The sequence below is a fragment of the Halomonas sp. EF61 genome (genome assembly GCF_040147045.1).
Lineage (GTDB): Bacteria > Pseudomonadota > Gammaproteobacteria > Pseudomonadales > Halomonadaceae > Halomonas > Halomonas litopenaei.
In genome coordinates, this window is record NZ_JAMSHM010000001.1 from 1,229,295 (window position 1) to 1,250,821 (window position 21,527).

At 64.0% G+C, this 21,527-nt stretch carries 19 protein-coding genes; 6 read left to right on the forward strand and 13 right to left on the reverse strand.

Features of this window, described 5'->3' with window-relative positions; all coding sequences use genetic code 11:
- Window positions 1–289 precede the first annotated feature (289 nt).
- On the reverse strand, window positions 290–1,450 hold the full coding sequence (locus NFI08_RS05345) for an FAD-dependent oxidoreductase (RefSeq protein ID WP_349587804.1): 1,161 nt from the start codon (window positions 1,448–1,450) through the stop codon (window positions 290–292).
- A 161-nt stretch (window positions 1,451–1,611) separates the two neighbouring features.
- Here NFI08_RS05345 and NFI08_RS05350 point away from each other — a divergent pair, with 161 nt between their 5' ends.
- The 4 genes from NFI08_RS05350 (at window position 1,612) to phoR (ending at window position 5,534) form a co-directional block, all read left to right on the forward strand.
- Window positions 1,612–2,250 (forward strand): chorismate--pyruvate lyase family protein, encoded by a 639-nt coding sequence (locus NFI08_RS05350; RefSeq protein ID WP_349587807.1) that lies wholly within the window; start codon window positions 1,612–1,614, stop codon window positions 2,248–2,250.
- 197 nt (window positions 2,251–2,447) lie between these two features.
- On the forward strand, window positions 2,448–3,341 hold the full coding sequence (ubiA, locus tag NFI08_RS05355) for a 4-hydroxybenzoate octaprenyltransferase (protein WP_348815094.1): 894 nt from the start codon (window positions 2,448–2,450) through the stop codon (window positions 3,339–3,341).
- 114 nt (window positions 3,342–3,455) lie between these two features.
- Window positions 3,456–4,145, forward strand: a complete 690-nt coding sequence (phoB, locus tag NFI08_RS05360; protein ID WP_045991649.1) for a phosphate regulon transcriptional regulator PhoB — start codon at window positions 3,456–3,458, stop codon at window positions 4,143–4,145.
- A gap of 60 nt (window positions 4,146–4,205) precedes the next feature.
- The gene (gene phoR, locus NFI08_RS05365; protein WP_045991648.1) at window positions 4,206–5,534 is read left to right on the forward strand and encodes a phosphate regulon sensor histidine kinase PhoR; all 1,329 of its coding nucleotides are present in this window, start codon (window positions 4,206–4,208) and stop codon (window positions 5,532–5,534) included.
- Window positions 5,535–5,565: 31 nt separating this feature from the next.
- On the opposite strand, the gene NFI08_RS05370 is transcribed toward phoR, so the two are convergent.
- From NFI08_RS05370 to NFI08_RS05400, 7 genes are all read right to left on the reverse strand, one after another.
- Window positions 5,566–5,901 (reverse strand): YnfA family protein, encoded by a 336-nt coding sequence (locus tag NFI08_RS05370; RefSeq protein ID WP_349587813.1) that lies wholly within the window; start codon window positions 5,899–5,901, stop codon window positions 5,566–5,568.
- A gap of 253 nt (window positions 5,902–6,154) precedes the next feature.
- Complete coding sequence (gene cysZ, locus NFI08_RS05375) at window positions 6,155–6,883, reverse strand: sulfate transporter CysZ (RefSeq protein WP_108449564.1); 729 nt, start codon at window positions 6,881–6,883, stop codon at window positions 6,155–6,157.
- 139 nt (window positions 6,884–7,022) lie between these two features.
- On the reverse strand, window positions 7,023–7,757 hold the full coding sequence (phoU, locus tag NFI08_RS05380; RefSeq protein ID WP_108131973.1) for a phosphate signaling complex protein PhoU: 735 nt from the start codon (window positions 7,755–7,757) through the stop codon (window positions 7,023–7,025).
- 32 nt (window positions 7,758–7,789) lie between these two features.
- On the reverse strand, window positions 7,790–8,563 hold the full coding sequence (pstB, locus tag NFI08_RS05385) for a phosphate ABC transporter ATP-binding protein PstB (protein WP_045994491.1): 774 nt from the start codon (window positions 8,561–8,563) through the stop codon (window positions 7,790–7,792).
- A gap of 86 nt (window positions 8,564–8,649) precedes the next feature.
- Window positions 8,650–10,215 (reverse strand): phosphate ABC transporter permease PstA, encoded by a 1,566-nt coding sequence (pstA, locus tag NFI08_RS05390; RefSeq protein WP_240184278.1) that lies wholly within the window; start codon window positions 10,213–10,215, stop codon window positions 8,650–8,652.
- Entirely contained in the window at window positions 10,212–11,420 is a 1,209-nt protein-coding gene (locus NFI08_RS05395; protein ID WP_045994486.1) for an ABC transporter permease subunit, read from the reverse strand. The genes pstA and NFI08_RS05395 overlap by 4 nt, the downstream gene beginning before the upstream one ends.
- A gap of 84 nt (window positions 11,421–11,504) precedes the next feature.
- Window positions 11,505–12,527 carry a PstS family phosphate ABC transporter substrate-binding protein gene (locus NFI08_RS05400; protein ID WP_240184279.1) on the reverse strand — a complete coding sequence of 341 codons (1,023 nt, stop codon included), beginning with the start codon at window positions 12,525–12,527 and terminating at the stop codon, window positions 11,505–11,507.
- 103 nt (window positions 12,528–12,630) lie between these two features.
- Here NFI08_RS05400 and NFI08_RS05405 point away from each other — a divergent pair, with 103 nt between their 5' ends.
- Window positions 12,631–13,038, forward strand: a complete 408-nt coding sequence (locus NFI08_RS05405; RefSeq protein WP_083970605.1) for an acyl-CoA thioesterase — start codon at window positions 12,631–12,633, stop codon at window positions 13,036–13,038.
- Between the two features lie 134 nt (window positions 13,039–13,172).
- On the opposite strand, the gene NFI08_RS05410 is transcribed toward NFI08_RS05405, so the two are convergent.
- From NFI08_RS05410 to hexR, 4 genes are all read right to left on the reverse strand, one after another.
- A complete protein-coding gene (locus NFI08_RS05410; protein ID WP_108449565.1) occupies window positions 13,173–14,273 on the reverse strand; it encodes a TRAP transporter substrate-binding protein in 1,101 nt (366 codons plus the stop codon).
- Window positions 14,274–14,463: 190 nt separating this feature from the next.
- Entirely contained in the window at window positions 14,464–15,171 is a 708-nt protein-coding gene (gene aqpZ, locus NFI08_RS05415; RefSeq protein WP_349587820.1) for an aquaporin Z, read from the reverse strand.
- A 746-nt stretch (window positions 15,172–15,917) separates the two neighbouring features.
- The gene (gene uvrD / locus NFI08_RS05420; RefSeq protein ID WP_108449567.1) at window positions 15,918–18,122 is read right to left on the reverse strand and encodes a DNA helicase II; all 2,205 of its coding nucleotides are present in this window, start codon (window positions 18,120–18,122) and stop codon (window positions 15,918–15,920) included.
- An 84-nt stretch (window positions 18,123–18,206) separates the two neighbouring features.
- Window positions 18,207–19,067, reverse strand: a complete 861-nt coding sequence (gene hexR, locus NFI08_RS05425) for a transcriptional regulator HexR (protein ID WP_108449568.1) — start codon at window positions 19,065–19,067, stop codon at window positions 18,207–18,209.
- Window positions 19,068–19,365: 298 nt separating this feature from the next.
- On the opposite strand from hexR, the gene NFI08_RS05430 reads away from it, so the two are divergent.
- Window positions 19,366–19,578, forward strand: coding sequence for a PA3496 family putative envelope integrity protein (locus NFI08_RS05430; protein WP_045994480.1), 213 nt, complete (start codon window positions 19,366–19,368; stop codon window positions 19,576–19,578).
- Window positions 19,579–20,022: 444 nt separating this feature from the next.
- Here the strand turns inward: NFI08_RS05430 and NFI08_RS05435 are convergent, their stop codons facing one another.
- Window positions 20,023–21,363: a sodium-dependent transporter gene (locus NFI08_RS05435; protein ID WP_045994479.1), complete on the reverse strand. Its 1,341-nt coding sequence runs from the start codon at window positions 21,361–21,363 to the stop codon at window positions 20,023–20,025.
- Window positions 21,364–21,527: the final 164 nt, after the last annotated feature.

The window sequence follows — 21,527 nt, forward strand, 5'->3', positions numbered from 1 at the left end:
TTATGGAAACACTGTCCGAGTGTCCACACGGGCAGTCCCCGGCCCTGCGCCGTGACAACAGGATCGTTGACCACGACGATGAACATCACGGTGCGCTCAGCGCTTCCTGACTGTCTTTCGACTAGCGAGAGCCACCGCCGACGGGGCCTTGCCTTCCCTATCGGTACGAAACCGGCGATACGACACCGGCCAGCCACACGTCGTGGCGGTCGTCCCCGATAGAATTGCCCTGCCTCGGTGGCACCTTCAACGACGGCTGTATCGCGTACAACCCGCGCCGTTGACGAACCTAGCCTAGCAACGGCGGTGCCGCCCGCGCCAGTTCGACTTTCCGACGAACGCATTTTCCCGTCAACGCAAAGCCCTGCAGACGCCCTTCGTCATCCTCGGCCAGGGCGCTGATATCCTCGCCGTCGGCCTCGATTCGCCAATGCACCCTGTCGGTCATCGGCGGCAGCGCCACCACCGGCAGCAGCGGCGTCTTGACCAGCACCGGCCAGGGGCCGTAGCGCACCTGGGTGGGACGACCGCACAGGGTCGCGGCCAGCGCCTTGGCCGAAGCCTGCAGCGGCTGCACGTACATGGCATTGACACCGTCCACCGAGGCCACATCACCCAGCGCATGAACACAAGGATCGGAGCTTTTAAGGTAGCGATCGACGACGATAGCATCATTATCTGTCGCGATACCGGCCTCTCGCGCCAGCCGAGAGCGCGGCTTCAGACCGGTGGCCACCAGCACCATATCCGCCTCCAGCTCATGGCCGTCGTCGAGGTGCACACCGATGTCACCACCGGCACCTTCGAGCCTGCTCACCAGACGGCCATGGATGACGTCGATGCCGGCCTCGATGAAGGCCTGGCTCAGGGTCTGACCCAGTCGCCGGGGCAGCAATCTGGGCAGCAACGAGGGTTCAGGGCCGACCAGGCAGACGCGATGACCACCGGCGTGCAGATCGTTGGCAAATTCACAGCCGACCAGTCCGAGGCCGACGATGGCCACCCGAGCCGGGCGCCCCAGCGCCTCGAGGCCTGCCGAAAAACGCCGATAGTCGTCGAGATCATTGATCGAGAACACCCGTCCGGCCAGGGCATCGGGAATCTCGAAGGGCGCCACGGGGCTGGCACCGGTGGCAATCACCAGATCCGACCAGGGCAGGCGTTCCTGGCCCAGGCTCAGGGTGCGCGACGCCAGATCGATGGCATCGACCCTGGTGTGGGGACGTACCACCGCGCCCAGTTGATCGGCCAGTTCCAGCGCCGAGCGCGCGGCCAGCCGATCCGCCGCCAGGCCCTTGGCGAAGCCGGTGGACAGCAGCGGTTTGGAATAGTCATCGCCTGAGTCGGCGCTGATCAGGGTGATCGGTCGGTGGGCGTCCAGCGCCCGCACCTGGCGTGCCAGGCCTATGCCCGCCATGCCGGTACCGATGATGGTCAAGGGTCCTTGCATCGCTTCCTTCGACTCTGCCGACGACCGCCGGGCGGTCGCTGTTGAAGCTGGGCCGGCCCGCACGGGGCCACACCAGCGGGTGAGTGCTGGGCCACATGGTACACTATGCGCCGACCGACCGGAGCACCGCCCTCCGGTGACGACAGCCCTGCCGAGGCCGCATGACACAGCTTCCTTCCACATTCCGCTCCCTGGGGGAGCGCTCGGGGTCCGAACCGGGTAATCCCGCGCCAGCCACAGCCGCTTCGCCGAATGCCGACGCGGCCGATATCGTCGACCCCGGCTGGGTGTCGCTGGCCTCCGGTGGCATCGCGGTGCCCGCTGACTGGCACGCCTGGCTGGCCTCGCGGGACTCCCTGACAGAACGCCTGATCAAGGCGGCAGGCGCCGGGCACTTTCGCGTACGCCTGCTGGCGGAGGCCAAGGGCCTGCCGTGGCCTGACGAGGCCCACGTGCTGGGCCTGGCCAGCGACGAGCAGGCCTGGCTGCGCGAGGTCGCCCTGTGCGTGGACGAGGAGCCCTGGGTGGTGGCGCGCAGCGTGGCACCGATCGTCGAGCGTCACGACGCTCCCTTCGAAGGCCTCGGCGAGACCTCTCTCGGCAGCTGGCTGTTTCGCCAGCCCGATCTCGAGCGCAGCGCCATTCAGATCGGCCGTAACACCAGGCCGATCCACGGCTATACCGGACTGTGGCAACGCCGCTCGGTATTTCGTCACAGCGGCTGGGTGCTGCTGGTGCAGGAGAGCTTTATGCCGACCATGGGCCGAGCGTTGTCGCTGTCGGCCTCTGCCACCGGCTGACTAGCTGTCGCTCACCGGCTGTCACCCCGCCATCGCCCTTCCGTCGCCACCTTCGGAGCGAGCCGCCTGGCTGGTCATGGCCGTCGGCTCGCGCTAGGCTGCGCCAAGGCTTCTCGGCGATGTTTCTCCGAGGAGCGACTGTTGCCCGGCTTACGCCTCATTTTCGCCTGACCTGCGCCAGAGCATGAGAGAGACCGATGGATCGTTCGCTGCTGCGTCCCCCTGGATACCTGAACCGAATTCCCGACTTTCTGGCGCTGATGCGTCTGGACCGCCCCATCGGTACCTGGCTGTTGATGTGGCCGACCCTGTGGGCGCTTTGGGTGGCCTCCGAGGGCATTCCGGCCCGTGACACCCTGCTGATCTTCGTCGCCGGCGTCTACCTGATGCGGGCGGCGGGCTGCGTGGTCAACGACTACGCCGATCGCCACTTCGATGGCCACGTCAAACGCACCAAGAACCGACCGCTGGCCACCGGCCGCATCAGTGAGCGGGAGGCCAAGGTGCTGTTCGTGTGCCTGCTGGGATCGGCCTTCGCGCTGGTCTGGCTGACCAACGGCTTTACCGTGTGGCTGTCGTTGATCGGAGCGGTGCTGGCCGCCAGCTATCCCTTCATGAAGCGCTACACCCACTTCCCCCAGGTGGTGCTGGGCGCAGCCTTCTCCTGGGCCATTCCGATGGCCTTCGGCGCGGTGCTCGGCGAAGTCCCGATGGTCGCCTGGCTGCTGTTTACCGCCAACGTGCTGTGGACGGTGGCCTACGACACCGAATACGCCATGGTCGACCGCGACGACGACCTCAAGATCGGCATCAAGTCCACCGCGGTGCTGTTCGGTCGCTGGGATACCCGCATCATTGCGCTATTGCAGCTGGCCACCCTGGGACTGCTGGCCTGGGCCGGCAGCCTGCTGGCGCTGGGCGGCTTCTACTGGCTCGGCTGGCTGGCCATGGGCGCGACCTTTGTCCACCAGCAGCGGCTGATCAAGAGCCGTGACCGCGACCGTTGCTTCCAGGCCTTTCTCAACAACCACTGGTCGGGCCTATTGCTGTTTGCCGGACTCGGACTGAGCCTCTATCCCTCCCTCGGGTGAGGGAAATGCCCGTCTCGGTCGCTCGACAATGGATACAATGTCATCTAATTGTCACATTGACGTGGTGTCATTTGTCACCGTCGAGTGTAAGACCCTGACCAAGAGGCTCCCGGGATGACCGCCAAGACCGTACTGATCGTCGATGACGAAGCCCCGATCCGCGAAATGATCGCGGTGGCGCTGGAAATGGCCGACTACCGGGTGCTCGAGGCGGACAATGCTCAGGCCGCCCACGCCATCATCGTCGATGACCAGCCAGACCTGCTGCTGCTGGACTGGATGATGCCGGGCACCAGCGGCATCGAACTGGCCCGCCGGCTCAAGCGCGAGGAAACCACCGCAGAGCTGCCGATCATCCTGCTCACCGCCAAGGGTGAGGAGGACAACAAGATCCAGGGCCTCGAAGCCGGCGCCGACGACTACATCACCAAGCCATTCTCGCCGCGAGAACTGGTGGCCAGACTCAAGGCAGTTCTGCGACGCGCCACTCCGCGGGGCGTCGAGGACCCGGTGGAGGTGGAAGGCCTCAAGCTCGACCCGGTCAGCCATCGCGTCAGCGTCGACGGCAAGTCACTGGACATGGGCCCCACCGAATATCGCCTGCTGCAGTTCTTCATGACCCACCAGGAGCGCGCCTACACCCGTGGCCAGTTGCTCGATCAGGTCTGGGGTGGCAACGTCTACGTGGAAGAACGTACCGTCGACGTGCATATCCGCCGCCTGCGCAAGGCCCTGGGGGAACCCCATCAGCAACTGATCCAGACCGTACGCGGTACCGGTTATCGCTTTTCGGCCAAGGTCTGAGCGAGCCATCGACGCAACGCAGCACCAGGAGGGATGAGGTGAACGGAGCCGAGAACTGACGTGGGTCGTCTGTGGAGACGAGAAGTCTGGCGCCTGGCCGTGCTGGTGGGTCTCGGCGCCTTGCTGGGCTGGCCCTTCTCGCTGTCCAGCGTAGGCATCGGCCTGGGCCTGGCGCTTGGGCTCAGCTATCACCTGCGCAACCTGCACGCGATGCACGACTGGCTGACCCACCGCCCCCAGCAGGAACCTCCCACCGCCAGTGGCCTGTGGGGCGAGCTGTTCGATCGCCTCTATCGCTACCAGAAAGGCCAGCGGATCACCCAGCGCCGCCTGCGCTCGACCCTCCAGCGCATCCAGGAGTCGTCCGAAGCGATGCGCGACAGCGTGGTGATGCTAGATCGCCACGGCGACCTGGAGTGGTGGAACAGCTCTGCCGAGCGCATGCTCGGCCTGAAGCCGGCGCTGGACCGCGGCCAGCACATCACCAACCTGCTGCGCGACCCGCGCTTCGTCGGCTACTTCAATGCCCGTGACTACCGCGAACCGCTGAGCCTGCCCTCCCCCATCGACGAGAACATGATCCTGCAGTTCCAGATCACCCTGTACGGTGACGATGAACGCCTGGTCATGGCCCGCGATATCACCCGTCTGCATCGCCTGGAACAGATGCGCCGCGACTTCGTCGCCAACGTCTCCCACGAGCTGCGCACGCCGTTGACCGTGCTCACCGGCTACCTGGAGACCTACAGCGACATGGCCGGCATGCTGCCGGAACGCCTGGGCAAGGGGGTCGCCCAGATGCAGAGCCAGACGCGCCGCATGCAGAATCTGGTCAACGACCTGCTGCTGCTGTCACGACTCGAGAACGACCAGGGCGGCAGCGACCACGTTCGCCTCGACCCCACCACCCTGCTGCAGGCGGTCAAGCGCGACGCCGAGGCATTGTCAGGCGGCCGCCAGCAGATCGAGGTCGTCGTCGAAGAATCGCGCAGTCTCACCGGCAGCGAGAAGGAGATGCACAGCGCGGTCTCCAACCTGGCCTTCAATGCGGTGCGCTACGCCGGTGACGGCGCCCATATCACGCTACGCTGGCGTGCCTACGGCGAAGGCGCCTGCCTCGAGGTGGAAGACGACGGCGAAGGCATCGATCCGAGGCACCTGCCACGCCTTACCGAACGCTTCTACCGGGTCGACAAGGGCCGCAGCACCGCCACCGGTGGTACCGGCCTGGGACTGGCCATCGTCAAGCACGTGCTGCTGCGCCACGAGGCACGCCTGGATATCGACTCCCGGCTCGGCGAGGGCGCAACCTTCCGCTGCATCTTTCCCTCGAGCCGGCTGGCAGCGGCCGACCCGGTGGCGCTCGGCCGCGCCGGCGCTGTGCACTAGGCCCCGCCAGAACGAACCGAGCGTGCTCCCATCAGCTCCTGGGCCCCAGCAGGATGACCGCGGCACCCACCAGACACAGCGCGCCCCCGATCAGGTCCCAGCGATCCGGCAGGCGCTGCTCGACCCACCACAGCCAGCCCAGTGACGCCACGATGTAGACGCCCCCGTAAGCGGCAAAGGCACGCCCGGCGTAGTCGGCATCGGTCTGACTAAGCAGCCAGGCGAAGGCCATCAGGCTCGCCATCGCGGGCAGCAGCCACCATGCCGAGGCGTCATCTCGCCACCAGCGCCACACCGCAAAGCAGCCGGCGATCTCGGCCAGCGCCGCCGCGATATAGAGCAAAAGACTTGGCAACAGCGCCGTCATGGCCACTCCCTGCTATCCCCTTTTGACGCCGCACGTTTATCGACAGCGCCGATAGCGGTGCTCAATCCCGTACGTTCACAGGAAGTGCTGCTCAACGCCGTACAACCATCGACAGCGCCGATAGCGGTGCTCAAACTGCTGCTCAACGCCTTACAACCAACAACAGCGCCGATAGCGATGCTCAACCCCGTACGTTCACAGGAAGTGCTGCTCAACGCCGTACAGCCATCGACAACAGCGCCGACAGTGCCTCTCAACGCCGAACCACCGGCAACTGCCGATAGTGCTGATCCCACATCAGCACCGCGCCGGCCACGGCCCCGGGGATCAGAAACAGGTTGGCCAGCGGGATCCAGGTGATCAAGGTCACCAGGCCACCGAAGCTGAGACTCGGCCACCAGCGCGCCGACAGGCGCTTGCGCATATCGGCGAAGCTGACCTTGTTGTTATCCATCGGGTAGTCGAGGTAGGTGATCGCCATGACCCAGGCGCTGAAGGCCGCCCACAACAGCGGCGCGATCAGGTTGACCACCGGAATCCAGCTCAGGATAAACAGCCCGATCATGCGCGGCAGGATATAGGCCAGCTTCAACAGCTCCCTGCCCAGGGCGTCGAGACCGGTCTTGAGCCAGCCCCGGTCGTCGATGGGCTCGCGGCCGGTCAGCTCGACCTCGGCCCGGGCCGCCAGGAAGCCGTAGAAGGGGGCGGCGATCAGGTGGGTAACCAGGGTAAAGCTGAAGAACACGATCAGCACGAGGCTGACCACAAACAACGGCCAGATCAGCCAGTCGAGCCATTCCAGCCAGCTCGGCACCATGGCCATCCAGCTATCGAGCCAGCCACCGAACTCACCGAGCACGTAGCTGAGCATGCCGGCGTAGACCAGCAGGTTGACCAGAATGGGAAGAAACACATAACGACGCAGGCCCTGGCTATAGACCAGGCGGGTTCCGCGGCGGACCGCCTCGAGGGCATTCAGCATGACATCGATCCTTGGCAGTGGCTGAAGATGACAGTGCCCCAACGACATCGGGCCATCGTCTCGACGATGGCCCGATGCTCAGAGTGCAGGCAACGACCCTGACGGGGCCGGCCTATTGACGCCGCTCAGGGCGTCTAGGTCAAGACGTGCTGCTGTCGTCGAGCAGTTCCTGGTTGAGGTCGTCAGGGGCGATGTGACGGATATCAAGGCCCTTGACCAGATAGATGACGTACTCGGCCAGGTTGTTGGCGTGATCGCCGACACGCTCCAGCGCGCGCAGGATCCACATGATGCCCAGTACCGGAGAGATCGAACGCGCATCTTCCATCATGAAGGTCATCAGCGAACGCATGGCGCTCTGGTACTCGCTGTCGACCCGCTCGTCTTCCTGCACCACCTGCATCGCCAGCTCGGTGTCGAAACGCGCGAAGGAGGTCAGGGCGTCACGCATCATGTGGCGCACGTGCTCGCTGATATTGCGCACCTCGACGAAGCCGCGGGTGCCGTTGTTGCCGTCGACCAGTTCGATGGCGTTGCGCGCGATCTTGCTGGCCTCATCACCGATACGCTCGAGATCCGACGCCGCACGAATCACCGCCAGTACCAGTCGCAGGTCAGAGGCCGCCGGCTGACGGCGTGCCAGCACGCGGGTGCACTCGTCGTCGATCTTGACCTGCATGTCATTGACCGCGCGGTCGTTGTCGACCACACGAGAGGCCAGTGCAGAGTCGGCGTCGAGCAACGAACTGACGGCATCCTGCACCTGCTTTTCCACCAGGCCACCCATGGCCATCAGGTGGGTCTTGAGTTCCTCGAGCTCATGATTGAACTGCCTCGAGATGTGCTGGCTGTGGGTATCGCTGGTGATATCCATGAAGGTCTCCTGAAGAAGCATGGGACGGGACGCTAGCCCACCATGCGTCCAGTGATGTAGTTTTCGGTGCGCCTCAGGCGCGGATGCGTGAACAGGGTGTCGGTCGGGCCGTACTCCACCAGCTCACCGTTGTGCAAAAACGCCGTATAGTCCGACACCCGCGCCGCCTGCTGCATGTTGTGGGTCACCAGCACCAGGGTCAGATGCGGCTTGAGTGTGCGAATCAGCTCCTCGATCTTCAGCGTCGAGATCGGATCCAGGGCCGAGGCCGGCTCGTCGAGCAACAGCACCTCGGGTTCCACCGCCAGGGTCCGGGCGATGACCAGACGCTGCTGCTGGCCTCCCGAGAGCGACCAGGCCGACGCCCGTAGACGCCCCTTGACCTCGTCCCACAGCGCCGCCGACTTCAGTGCCCATTCGACCACATCGTCGATGCGGCGCTTGCTCAAGCCTCCCTGCAGACGCAGGCCAAAGGCGACGTTGTCGTAGATAGACATGGGGAAGGGGTTCGGTGCCTGAAACACCATGCCCACCCGACGCCTGAGCTCGGCCACCGCCACCCTGGGGTCATGGATATCGTGGCCGTCCAGATGAATCTGGCCGTGACGACTGACGTCCTCATTAAGGTCGTGCAGACGATTCAAGGCGCGCAACAGCGTCGACTTGCCGCAGCCCGACGGCCCGATAAAGGCCGTGACCCGATGGCGTGGAATGCGCAGGGTCAGATCCTTGAGCGCCGTCTTGCCGCCATAGGCCAGGGTCAAACCCTGGATATCCAGGCAGGTATCGGCCGCGGAAAACTCCATGACCGCCCCGCGTCGATTTCCCAGTCTTGCCTGGGCCAGCTGACGCTTGGGCAGCTCGCCATCGATGGACATTGCCTCTCCCTGCATCATCGGCGCACCGGGGCACCATGACGCTTACGCAAATAGTGACGCATGAATATTGCAGTCAGGTTAAGCACCAGAATCACCGTGACCAGCAATAGCGCTGTGGCATACACCAGCGGCATCGCCGCCTGGACATCGCTGGAGTGAAAGGCCGCGTCATAGATGTGATACCCCAGGTGCATGAACTTCCTTTCAAGGTGGAGGAAGGGGAACTCCCCGTCCAGCGGCACCTGCGGCGCCAGCTTGGCGACCCCGACCAGCATCAGCGGCGCCACCTCGCCGGCGGCCCGGGCCACCGCCAGGATCAGGCCGGTCAGCATCGCCGGCGTGGCCATCGGCAGCACCACCCGCGTCAAGGTCTCGAAGCGCGTGGCCCCAAGCGCCAGGGCGCCTTCACGCTGGTGCAGCGGGATCCGCGACAGACCTTCTTCGGTGGCCACGATCACCACCGGCAAGGTCAACAGCGCCAGGGTCAGCGAGGCCCACAGCAGTCCGCCGGTGCCGAAGGTCGGCGAGGGCAGCGTCGATTCGAAGAACCAGCGATCGATGCTGCCGCCGATGCCATAGACGAAGACCCCCAGGCCGAACACGCCGTAGACGATGGACGGCACCCCGGCCAGATTGCGCACGCCGATCCGGACCAGTCGGGTCAATCGCCCCTGGTGGGCGACCTCATTGAGGTAGACCGCCGCCAGCACCCCAAAGGGCGTTACCAGAATCGACATCAACAGCACCATCAGGATGGTGCCGAAGATCGCCGGCCAGACGCCACCAGCGGTATTGGCGTCGCGTGGCCCCTGGGACAGAAACTGCCACAGCTCCCGCACCCAGTGGCCGAGTTTTTCATGCCAGGCCATGGCGTTGGGGCGCCAGGCCTCGAGTATCTCGGCAAGGGCTTGTTCCTGACGACGCCCCTGACCATTCTCGAGCACCACCAGGTCACCCTGCATGCGCTGCTGAAGCTCACTGGCCCGGCGCTGCAGGTCGGCCAGACGTCGATCCTCCGAGCGGTGGCCATCCTGGTCTTCCATGCTGCGGATCAGCGGTAATATCTCGTCGTGGGTCAGACGCCGACGTTCGTCGCGCAGGGCATTGATCTCCTTCAGCCGGGACTCGAGCACCGTCCAGGCATCCGGACCGGTCAAGCGCTGATCACCTGACTGCAAGGCCACCAGACGCCCCAGAAAGGTGCCCCAGTGGCGCCGCTCCAGCACCACCAGATCCTCCGGCGTGGTGTCTTCGGTGATCTGGTCATTGGCGAGCCACCGCCAGATGCCACCGCCGTCATCACGATTGGCGGTCAGATAGCGCCGCTCCAGCCCCTGCCCGGAGGGTAGTTCGCGGGTCGCCAGGGGAACCCCTATCACCGTCTCACCGCTCTTCAGGGTCAACTGGTGGACCGTCGCTGGCCAGAAATTGGACAGGCCCTTGACGCTCAACAGCACCAGCAAGGCCCCCAGCATGATCAGCGACAGCGCCACCGAGGCCGCTGCCAACCAGGCCCAGGGGCCCTCTCGAGTGCGCCGCTTGCCGGGCATGCCCACCGCGGTGTGGCCGGGAATCTTCATGCGTCCCCCTTACGCCGGGTAAAACGACGCTTCAGGCGGGCACGCACCACCTCGGCCAGGGTGTTGACCAGAAAGGTGAAGGCAAACAGGGCCAGCGCCGCCAGCAGCAGCAGCCGATAGTGGCTGCCCCCGGGTGCGGCTTCCGGCAGTTCGATGGCGATGCTCGAGGCCAGCGACCTCAAGCCATCCAGCGGGCTCGCCGTCATCAGCGCGCTGTTGCCGCTGGCCATCAGCACGATCATGGTCTCGCCCACGGCGCGCCCGGCGCCGATCATGATCGCCGAAAAGACACCGGGCAGCGCCACCGGCAGCATCACCCGGGTGAGCGTCTGCCAGCGGGTCGCACCCATGGCCTGGGCGCCTTCGGCCAACTCCCGAGGCACATCGCTCAGCGCATCCTCGGCAAGCGCGTAGATGCCGGGAATCACGGCAAAACCCATGGCCAGCCCGACGATCAAGGCGTTGCGTGCCTGCACGTCGAGCCCCCAGGACTCCTCGACCCACAGGCGCAGGTCGCCATCGAACCACCATCCTTCCCACATCGGCGCCACGCTCATCGCCAGCCACACCAGCAGCAACAGGCAGGGTATCAACCACAGGGCCGCCCAGCGTAACGTCAGGGCAGCCTTCAGCCGATCGGGCAGCCACCGGTAGCCCAACGCCAGCAGCACCACCGCCGCGGGCAGCACCACCACAATCGACAGCGACTGCGCCAGGTGACGTTCGACCCAGGGCCCCAGCGCCAGACCGGCGATAAACCCCAGCACCACGCTGGGCATCGCCTCCATCAGCTCCAGCGTCGGCTTGAGCCGTGCGCGCAGGCCGGGAGACATGTACAGGCTGGAGTGCGCCGCAGCACCCAGGGCCAGGGGAATCGCCACCACCAACGCCCAGGCGGCCGCTTCCAGGGTGCCCCACAACAGCGGGGCCAGGCTCGCCTGGGGCACCGCGGCGTCATCCAGCCGATGGGGCAGCCAGCGATATTCGGGCTCGCCGCTCACGTCTGGCGATGACCACAGCGCCTCCAGCGGAAAGCTTGCGCCATCCGGCCAGAACAGCGGCAGCACCTCGACCAGCAGAAATACCGCAATGGCGACCACCGCCAACAGCACGCCAACCCCTCCGGCCGTGATCAGCATGGTCGCCAGGCGGTCACGTCGCTGTCTCGTCTGGTGCAGTGAGGTTATCGGAGAAGGGTCAGACATTGATCTTGGGCCATCGGTATATAGCGAAAGATTACGACAACTTCATGACACCCAGATGACAACCCGACCGGGACCTGGCATCTCTCAAGGCCCGTCCCGTGGCAGTTCAGCCAGCCCCAGGGCATGTCGCTGAGCGGCCAGCACAGACGGCGGCAGCGCCACGAAACCAAGCTCCTTGACCACCCGCTGGCCCGAGGGTGACAGCACCATGTCAAGAAAGGCCCGTTCGACGTCGGGAAGCTCGCCCTCGGGGGGGCGATTGACGTAGATCAACAGGTCCCGTGACAACGGATAGCCGCCGCTTCGCAGCGATTGTCGGCGCGGAAGAATCCCGTCTTCGGCGTTGCCGATCGCTACCGCCTTGACGTCCGCATTCAAGTGATTCAGGCCGGCGTAACCGATGCCTGCGGGATCGTCACCGACGGCGGCCACTACGGCGGCAGAGCCTGCCGACACCATGACCGATACCTTGAATTCGCCGTCACACAGGGCGCGGCGACGAAACAATCCATGGGTGCCGGAGACAGCGTTGCGGCCATACAGGTGAATGGTGCCCCCCGGGCGCTCGAGCCCCAGCTGCTGCCAGCGCTCGATGCTCTCGCTGGCACCGCACGCGAGGGTGTCGGAAAAGATCGCATCGAGCTCTGCTCGAGACAGTCGAGACAAGGGGTTGTGGCGATTGACCACCACCACCAGGGCATCCTTGCCGACCACCACCGGTGTTGGCGCGTAGCCATGGCGCTCGATAAAGGCCGCGGACTCGTCCTCCTGCATGGGTCTGGACATGGGGCCCAGCAGGGTGGTGCCGGCGATCAGGGCAGGCGGTGCACTGGCCGAACCAGCCACCTGAAGCTGCAGCCTGACCCCCGGTCGCTGTTCTTCGAACTGCTCGCCCCATCGCAGCATCAACTCCGCCATGGTATCCGAGCCTATCGCATCGAGAGAGCCGGCCACGTCATGGGCGGCAACCTTGGCCGATACCAGCATGGCGGAAAGCACCAGGCCCGAGACAAGCCTCGACAGCGACTTCGACAGAGTGATCGGCCCCCGGCTGGGAGCCAACAGCGTGCGCTTGAGCGCACCTATGCAACGCGACAACCTAGACATGCGCTCCCCTGGGCGTTTCATGACACCAACGGTAGAGAAAGACTGACCCGGGTGGGTACCATGACGACACAACAACATCCACGACCAGGCGCCGCCCACCATGATGACAGAACTCGATGACGTTCCCGTGCCAAAGGGACAGCTGACGCTCCAGCTGGCCGCGACACGACAGCATACCAATGCCCACGGCGATATCCCGGCAGGTTGGCTGGTGGGCCTGATGGATCAGGCCGCGGAATGGACCGCCAGCCGCGAGGCGATGGGACGTACCGCCACCGTCGCCATCGAAGGCATGGACTTTCTGTGCCCGGTACGAGTCGGCTCGCTGGTCTGCGTCTACACCGAGGTGCGCGATATCGGCCACAGTTCCATCAAGATCGACGTGGAGGTCTGGATCCGGTCCCTCCAGGACGCCGAAGACGCCGACCTGCACAAGGTCACCGAGGCCCGCCATGTGATGGTGGCACTGGATGACAACGGTCGCATACGCGGCGTCCGATCCGACGCCTGAGCGAGGCCTTCGAGAGAGACCAGTGAAAGAGAGGCGCGCCCGTGGCGCGCCTGGTTTTCCGTCGCTAGCCTTCATCACCGCGCCAGGCCCGTCACCGCCGGGACTGCGCCACCACTTTTGAGCCTTGCCTGGCGTCAGGACTCGCCTTGGCCAAGCACGCTATCGCGGGCCTTCAGGTAGGCGAACTCACCGACGTCAGAGAACTTGCGTACCTGGCTCTGGAAATTGCGATAGGACTCGTAGATCCGCGCCGACGCCTCGTCGTTGTCGACCTGCTTCTGCAGCACCTGCTGCGAGGAGTCATGCAGGGCCGCCAGTACTTCCTCCGGAAACGAGCGCAGCTTGACGCCATGCTCGTTGACCAAGGCGTCCAGGGCCTCGGCGTTGCGGAAAGCAAATTCGCTGATCATGGCCAGGTTGGAGGCCTTGGCGGCTTCGTTGACCACCGCCTTGAGGTCATCGGGCAGCGCATTCCAGGCATCCAGGTTGACCGTGCCTTCCAGCACCGCGCTGGGTTCATTCCAGGCCGAGGTGTAGTAGTAGTCAGCCACCTGATGCAGACCAAAGGCCAGATCATTGTAGGGCCCCACCCAGTCGGCGGCATCGAGCACGCCGGTCTGCAGGGAGGTGAAGATCTCGCTACCCGGAATGGTCAGGGTGGTCACGCCGATCCCGGCCATCGCCTCGCCGGCGAGCCCTGGCAGACGCAGCTTGAGGCCCTGCATATCCTCAAGCGAGTTGATTTCTTTCTTGAACCAGCCAGCCATCTGGGTGCCGGTGTTACCCACCGCGAAAGGCTTGAGGTTGTGGTCGGCGTAGAGCTCGTCCCACAGCTCCTGGCCGCCGCCGTAGTACAGCCAGGCGTTGGTCTCGGTGGTGGTCATGCCGAAGGGCACGGCGGTAAAGAACTGAGAAGCCGCGACCTTGCCCCGCCAGTAGTAGGAAGCGGAGTGGCCCATCTCGGCGGTTCCCTGGGACACGGCGTCAAAGACCTCCATCGGCGGTACCATCTCGCCGGCACCATGGACCCTGACCTTCATGCGTCCGCCGGACATCCGCTCGATGCGCTCTGCCAGATCGTTGGCTCCGGTGCCGAGGGCCGGAAAGTTCTTGGGCCAGGACGTCACCATGTTCCAGGTGATGGTTTCCTGTGCGCTGGCGGTATTGACGAAGGGGGCGGCGGCCACGCCGGCGGCGCCGAGGCCGGCTGTCCTGAGGAAGGAACGACGTTCCATGGGGCGAGCTCCTGAAGCTTGTAGTGTCGACGCCGGGAGCGCAGGAAGCCGCGCTGAAGCGCCATTCCCCGCGCTCGGCGTGGTGTCCGCCAAGCAGTATGCGGCAAAGCGAAATTCGCCTGCAAGCCACCACCACGCAGGTCGGCCCGGCGATGGCCGGGCCGGTTTCCTGCGTCTTGCTCAACTCACCTCAGGTCGCCTGCTCGCCCACCGGTCGAGCGCTTCCGATCAGGCGGTAGACAAGCGCACCCAGCACACCACCGATCAGCGGCGCCACCCAGAATAACCACAGCTGCGCCAGCGCCCAGTCACCCACGAACACCGCCACCGCCGTGCTGCGCGCCGGATTGACCGAGGTGTTGGTCACCGGGATGCTGATCAGATGGATCAGTGTCAGACACAGGCCTATCGCGATCGGTGCCAGCGTGGCGGCCGACCGCGAATCGGTGGCACCGAGGATCACCACCAGAAACATCGCCGTCATCACCACCTCGGTAATCAGCGCCGCGGTCAAGCTGTAACCTCCGGGAGAATGCTCACCGAAGCCGTTGGCGGCAAAGCCGCCGGACAGGTCAAATCCGGCCTGGCCGGAGGCCACCAGGTAGAGCACCCCTGCCGCCGCCACGCCGCCGGCCACCTGCGCGATCACGTAGCCTGGCAGCTGAGACACGGGAAAGCGTCCCGCAGCGCAGAGCCCCAGTGACACCGCGGGGTTCAGGTGACAGCCAGAAATGTGGCCGATGGCAAAGGCCATGGTCAGCACGGTCAGGCCAAAGGCCAGGGAGACCCCGAGCAGGCCGATACCGACGTCGGGGAAGGCCGCCGCCAGTACCGCACTCCCGCACCCTCCCAGTACCAGCCAGAAGGTCCCGAAAAACTCCGCTCCCAACTTGTTCATGCCTGCTTCTCCTTCTTCAATGCGAGCGCCAGCTCTCGCAACCTTGCCCGGCCCATGCCATTCGTCGCAGACGAGAGGGAGCCGGGGCGAGTTTGCCTGTCACAGCGGCGCGACGCTGTCCTGATTTCGTCGGCCGACGACTTTGAGCAAGCAATGAATGGTGAAAACAGAGTTAAATAACTTCGCGTTGGAAAAACAATTACCTCGAATGGCAGACTCCGGCATCGGCAAAAAAACATCACCTTAGTACAATAATTTTTTATAAAACACTCGTATGGGGAAAGAAAACCCCCTTTTCTGCCCATTTAATTTGTTTTACCACTCCACGCAATAAAATTAAATCGGCAAAGAAAATCAATCACATAACAAAAAACGAAAAGTATTCACCATCAACCTCCCTACACTTCGTTTATCTTCAGCAACATTGGAGATTTAGCAAATGAGCGAGGCATCGCCATCTCGAAAAACCAGTTATGGTTCGTCTGATATGCTTCTTAGTATTTCATAATAGTTACGGCAAACTACTACTCCTGAATGGCAATAGTTCCGCCAAGGATGCCAGCCACGACCTTTCCGACGAATAAAGAAAGGACGTCACGCCGTTCGAACCGACCCGACACGGCATGACTGAGGCATCCATCTGTTGATACGTTGATCAGGCCAGAGGACTGCGATCAGCCCTCCTCCAACGTTGCCTGAGGGGTACCGGCGAACGCCGGTGCCTCGCCGACAGGGCGAGAACCCCGTTACAGCGCTTCCAGCTTGGCGAAGCCCAGCACCAGCCACTTGTCGCCGTGGCCTTCGAAGCTGACCTGGACACGGGCCCGCTCGCCCTCTCCTTCGGCGTTGAGGATGACCCCCTCCCCGAATACCGGATGGCGCACCCGCTGGCCCAGCGACAAGGCAGGTAGATCGCCGCTCGCCTCCACGGTCGTCTGGGCGAAGCGCGACGGCGCTGGCCGGGCGCTGACCGGACGTGACACCTGGCCACGCAGACGCACTTCCTCGAGCAGTGACTCCGGCAGCTCACGCAGAAAGCGTGACGGGCGCTGAAAGGTCTCCTTGCCGTGCATGCGCCGGATCTCGGCGTGGGTGAGGTAGAGCTTCTGCATGGCGCGCGTGACGCCGACGTAGCAGAGCCTGCGCTCCTCCTCCAGGCGCCCGGGTTCTTCCAGCGACATGCGGTGGGGAAACAGGCCTTCCTCGACCCCGGCCACGAACACGATGGGAAATTCGAGTCCCTTGGCCGAGTGCAGCGTCATCAACTGGACGCTGTCCTCGAATTCGTCGGCCTCGTGCTCGCCGGCGTTGAGGGCAGCTTCGGCCAGAAAGGCTTCCAGCGCGGCCATGCCCTCCCCGGCTTCGACGTTGTCCAGCGTCTCACCCTGGGTGAAGGCACGGGCGGCGTTGATCAGCTCTTCCAGGTTCTCGACCCGGGCCTGCCCCTTTTCACCCTTCTCGCTCAGATGATGGTCGATCAGTCCACTGCGCTGATTCACGTGGGCGATGATCTCGTGAAGCGCCATCCCCGAGGTGTCGTTGTCGAGGCCTTCGATCAAATTGGCAAAGGCACCCACGGCGTTGGCCGCACGCCCCTTGAGCGAGCCTTCGGCCAGGGTGTCGTGGATCGCCTGCCACAGCGACACTTCGGTACGACGGGCACGATCGCGCAGTCCCTCCACGGTGCGGGTACCGATACCGCGGGCAGGGACATTGATCACCCGCTCCAGCGAGGCATCGTCGTCGCGGTTGAGCAGCAGCCGCAGGTAGGCCAGGGCGTTCTTGATCTCGAGGCGCTCGTAGAAGCGCTGGCCCCCGTAGATGCGGTAGGGCATGCCCTGGCGGATCAGGGTCTCCTCGATGACGCGGGACTGGGCGTTGGAGCGATAGAGGATGGCCACCTCCTGGCGCTTGAACCCCTCGTCGACCTTTTCCTTGATGGTGTCGACGATGAAGCGCGCCTCCTCCATGTCGTTGAAACCGGCGTAGACCGAAATCGGTTCGCCACGACTGCCGGCGGTCCACAGCTCCTTGCCCATGCGATCCGAGTTCTGCTTGATCAGGGCGTTGGCGGCGTCGAGGATGGCGCTGGTGGAGCGATAATTCTGCTCCAGGCGCACCGTTTTGGTGTCGCTGAACTCCTGCTCGAAGCGACGAATGTTCTCCACCCGCGCCCCGCGCCAGCCGTAGATCGACTGGTCGTCATCGCCGACCACCGTCATCGGCGTGCGCTGTCCGGTCAACAGCTTCAGCCAGGCATACTGCAGGGTGTTGGTATCCTGGAACTCGTCGACCAGTACGTGGGCGAAGCGCTCCTGATAGTGGGCCAGCAGAGCAGGATTGTCGCGCAACAGCTCGAGGCTCCTGAGCAGTAGCTCGCCAAAGTCGACCAGGCCGCCACGTTCGCAGGTCAGCTGGTAGACGTCATACAGCGCCACCATCTGCTCCACGTAGGCGTCACCGTTGATCCGGACCTGGTGAGGACGCAATCCCTCCTCTTTGCAGCCGCTGATAAACGACTGCACCTGACGGGGCGGAAAACGCTCGTCATCGATCTTGTTGTCCTTCAACAGGCGCTTGATCAGACGTAGCTGATCATCGGAGTCGATGATCTGGAAGTGCTGGGGCAGACGAGCGTCCTGCCAGTGGGTACGCAGCAGGCGGTGGGCAATGGAGTGAAAGGTACCCACCCAGACGTGGCGCAGCGAGATCCCCAGCAACGCCTCCAGGCGAGTGCGCATCTCCCTGGCGGCCTTGTTGGTGAAGGTCACCGCCAGCACCGCGTAGGGCGAGAGACCTTCTGCCTGCATCAGCCAGGCGATGCGATGGACCAGCACGCGGGTCTTGCCGGAACCGGCGCCGGCGAGCACCAGCATATTGCCCTGGGGAGCGCAGACCGCCTCATGCTGCGCCGCATTGAGGCCGTCGATGATCGCCGTGACGTCGTCCATGGAGAAGGCACCGCTCGAGATCGAAAATGGGCGCCCAGTCTATCACAGCGATGCTGGATAAATGGACAGGCAGGGCGCCCTCGGTCAGGAAGGATCGGACTCCGGATAGCGCAGTGGGTTGAGGCTGCGCTTTACCGCCTTGAGCTGCTCGGCGAGCTTGGGGCCCCGGGTCTTCGCCACTCCCACCGCCAGCACGTCGACCAGTACCAGATGGGCGATACGGGAACTCATGGGCGTGTATATCTCGGTGTCTTCGGGCACATCGATGTACAACGGCAGGTCGACTTCGCCCGCCAGCGGGGAGCCGCTGGGACAGAGACCGACCACGGTGGCGCCCGCCTCCCGTGCCAGCTTGACGCTGGCCACCAGTGCCCGGGTGCGGCCGGTCTGCGAGATCGCCACCACCACGTCGCCTTCCTTGAGGGTCACCGCCGACATGTTCTGCATGTGCGGATCGGCGTAGGCGGCGGTGGAAATCTGCAGCCTGAAAAACTTGTGCTGAGCGTCGAAGGCCACCGCACCGGAGGCTCCGTAGCCGTAGAACTCGACGCGATTGGCCATGGCCAGGGCGTTGATCGTCTTGTTCAACGCCTCGTTGTCGAGCCGGTCCCTGATCGACAGCAGGGTTCCCACCGTGGAATCGAAGATGCTGTGGGAAAACTCGGCCACGGAGTCGCTGTCATTCATCGAGAACTGCGCGAACTGGCTGCCCGACGCCAGCATCTGCGCCAACTTCAACTTGAAGTCCTGAAAGCCGTTGCAGCCCAGGGCCCGGCAGAAGCGTACCACCGTGGGCTCGCTGACCTTGGCCTCGGTGGCCAGATCGACGATACGCATGTGGATAACTTCGTCGGGGTTGCGCAATACGAAGCGTGCGACCTTCTGCTCCGACCGACGGAAGTGCTCCATGCGACGTCGCATTTCATCAAACAGCGCGCGACTCACCCTCTACTCCTTTGACTGGCTGGGAGGACCCGGAGCTGGCAGGGCGCAATGCCCGTCGCTATCGATCCGGCCTGGTTCCAGTATGCCCCATGACGGCGTCAAATGCGCCCTGTGCTGCGTCATGCATTGAGCCCCCAGGCCGCCCCTGCGCAACCGGATGGATTTTTTTCTAGCGTTGGCAGAACGTTGCAGGATTGACGTCCACACCGTCATCTTTTTGTCAACTGGGGTATAGTAAAAGGGCAGTGTCGCGCAGCGTCCTGGATGCCGGCACATTCACTGCATAGGAGAATCGATCATGCGTAATGTCGAAAGGTTATCCTCCGTCAAGAGTGAACTCCTCGACATCTTCATGAGCATGGAAGTCGCCGAACACGAAAGGCGCTCCCGCACCGCGGCCCAACGCAACCTGCGAGCCCGCCGCGGCATCGAGCTTCATCGGGAATTCAAGCGTCTATCCGAAGACATCGCCGAACTGCCGGAAGACGGCAACGACGACGAAATGCACTGACCCGGTAGACTGAACCAGCACGCGTGGCCGCCGGCCAGACGTGCGCCAGACCGCCAACAACGCGGGTCTGTACCATATTCGGGGCCTGGCCGCTGGCTCGAGCGACGGCCGGCCCATCCCTTGCGAGAATCGCACCGACGAGACTCGCCATCAGGTGTCTGTCGCCTGAAAGCCCCAGGCGCGTCAGAGGCACCGTCAAGCGTCCCTCCTGGCATGCTCTCCCAAATGCATGTCTTTGGCTGCAGGCATCAATGAACAAGCACTGACGGTCGTTGGACTCCCGCTGAGGCCCCACTGCCACCTCGTTGACCTCCGCCTCTGGTCACTCTGTACGGGCAGTCTTGCCCTGCCGCCCGGTTCCGATGGATCGTCTGGCATTGCCTATCAACGCAGAGACCCGGCACAAGGCCGGGTCTCTGGTCTGGCGTGCAGCAATGGCGCCTGTTACAGGCTGGAGATGAACACCACCGCCACACCGATGGGCGCCACGAAGCGGGTCAACAACACCCACAACGTTTCCTTGCCACCGGACAGACCGAGGTCTTCGGCCACGCCTTTGCGGTTGAGGAACCAGCCCGCAAACAGGATGGCACCCAGGCCGGTCAACGGCAGCATGAACTTGCTGGTCAGCTTGTCCAGCAGGTCGAACACCCCGAGGCCAAACAGTACCGGGTCACTCCACACGTTGAAGGACAGCAGAGCGGCGATACCCAGCGCCCAGGCGCCGATGCCGGAGACCACCGCCGACGCGGAACGCGACAGCGGCGTGCGCTCTTCGACAAACTCGACCACCGGCTCGAGCAGCGAAATGGCCGAGGTCAGGGCGGCGAAGGTCAGCAGCAGGAAGAACATCAGGCCCAGTATCAGGCCACCGCCCATATTGCCGAAGGCCAGCGGCAGGGTGACGAAGATCAGGCTCGGGCCGGAGGCCAGGTCGAGCTGGTTGGCAAACACGATCGGGAAGATCGCCAGGCCCGCGCCGAGTGCGATCACGGTATCCATGATCACCACGGTGCGCGCTGTCTTGATCAGGTCGACCTTCTCGCCGAGGTAGGAACCGTAGGCGATCATGATGCCCATGCCCAGTGACAGGGTGAAGAAGGCGTGTCCCAGCGCTGCCAGTACCACCTCACCATTGAGTGCTGACCAGTCCGGGTTGAACAGATAGTTCAACGCCTCACCGAAGTGGCCCGTGGTCATGCCGTAGCCCACCAGCACCACCAGCAGCAGCGCCAGGGCCGGCATCAATACGTTGACCGCGCCTTCCAGGCCCTTGGTCACGCCGCGAGCAACGATACCGATGACCAGCAGCATGAAGATGGAGTGCCACAGCAGCAGCAGACCGGGGCTTGCCAGCATGCCGCTGAACAAGGCGCCGATACCGTCGGCGTCCTGGCCGCTGAAGTCACCGGTCACGCTGCCGAGGGTGTAGTACAGCGACCAGCCACCGATCACGCTGTAGAACGACAGGATCAGGAAGGCACCGATGACCCCGGCGACGCCGACAAGGGCCCAGACCTTGGGCTGACCGGCCTTGGCCGCGACGCTGGCCATGGCATTGACCGGGTTGCTTTGCCCACGCCGACCGATCATCCACTCGGTGACCAGGATCGGCAGGCCGATCAGGCCGATGCACAGCAGGTAGACGAGCACGAAGGCGGCACCACCGCTCTCGCCCACCATGTAGGGAAACTTCCAGATATTACCAAGCCCGACAGCGGAACCGGTGGCGGCGAGGATAAAGGAAAAGCGCGATGACCACTGCGCGTGTGTCGTTTTGGACATAAATCACCCTTCGGATACGTGTCGTCATCGATCGATCGGATGCAATGACGGCGTTGTGTTTGTAGTCGCCACGTCCTCGATGGTCCGGGTCACGGATCCACCGATGTACAAGGGGTCTGACGGATGTCAGCAGGATCACTGCCGGCACACCACTCTTCCCCAGC

Excerpts from the sequence above, each read along its gene's own strand:
- NFI08_RS05345 (WP_349587804.1), bottom strand. The coding sequence starts at position 1,450 with ATGCAAGGACCCTTGACCATCATCGGTACCGGCATGGCGGGCATAGGC.
- NFI08_RS05350 (WP_349587807.1), top strand. The coding sequence starts at position 1,612 with ATGACACAGCTTCCTTCCACATTCCGCTCCCTGGGGGAGCGCTCGGGG.
- ubiA (WP_348815094.1), top strand. The coding sequence starts at position 2,448 with ATGGATCGTTCGCTGCTGCGTCCCCCTGGATACCTGAACCGAATTCCC.
- phoB (WP_045991649.1), top strand. The coding sequence starts at position 3,456 with ATGACCGCCAAGACCGTACTGATCGTCGATGACGAAGCCCCGATCCGC.
- NFI08_RS05370 (WP_349587813.1), bottom strand. The coding sequence starts at position 5,901 with ATGACGGCGCTGTTGCCAAGTCTTTTGCTCTATATCGCGGCGGCGCTG.
- cysZ (WP_108449564.1), bottom strand. The coding sequence starts at position 6,883 with ATGCTGAATGCCCTCGAGGCGGTCCGCCGCGGAACCCGCCTGGTCTAT.
- phoU (WP_108131973.1), bottom strand. The coding sequence starts at position 7,757 with ATGGATATCACCAGCGATACCCACAGCCAGCACATCTCGAGGCAGTTC.
- pstB (WP_045994491.1), bottom strand. The coding sequence starts at position 8,563 with ATGGAGTTTTCCGCGGCCGATACCTGCCTGGATATCCAGGGTTTGACC.
- pstA (WP_240184278.1), bottom strand. The coding sequence starts at position 10,215 with ATGAAGATTCCCGGCCACACCGCGGTGGGCATGCCCGGCAAGCGGCGC.
- NFI08_RS05395 (WP_045994486.1), bottom strand. The coding sequence starts at position 11,420 with ATGTCTGACCCTTCTCCGATAACCTCACTGCACCAGACGAGACAGCGA.
- NFI08_RS05400 (WP_240184279.1), bottom strand. The coding sequence starts at position 12,527 with ATGTCTAGGTTGTCGCGTTGCATAGGTGCGCTCAAGCGCACGCTGTTG.
- NFI08_RS05405 (WP_083970605.1), top strand. The coding sequence starts at position 12,631 with ATGACAGAACTCGATGACGTTCCCGTGCCAAAGGGACAGCTGACGCTC.
- NFI08_RS05410 (WP_108449565.1), bottom strand. The coding sequence starts at position 14,273 with ATGGAACGTCGTTCCTTCCTCAGGACAGCCGGCCTCGGCGCCGCCGGC.
- aqpZ (WP_349587820.1), bottom strand. The coding sequence starts at position 15,171 with ATGAACAAGTTGGGAGCGGAGTTTTTCGGGACCTTCTGGCTGGTACTG.
- uvrD (WP_108449567.1), bottom strand. The coding sequence starts at position 18,122 with ATGGACGACGTCACGGCGATCATCGACGGCCTCAATGCGGCGCAGCAT.
- NFI08_RS05430 (WP_045994480.1), top strand. The coding sequence starts at position 19,366 with ATGCGTAATGTCGAAAGGTTATCCTCCGTCAAGAGTGAACTCCTCGAC.
- NFI08_RS05435 (WP_045994479.1), bottom strand. The coding sequence starts at position 21,363 with ATGTCCAAAACGACACACGCGCAGTGGTCATCGCGCTTTTCCTTTATC.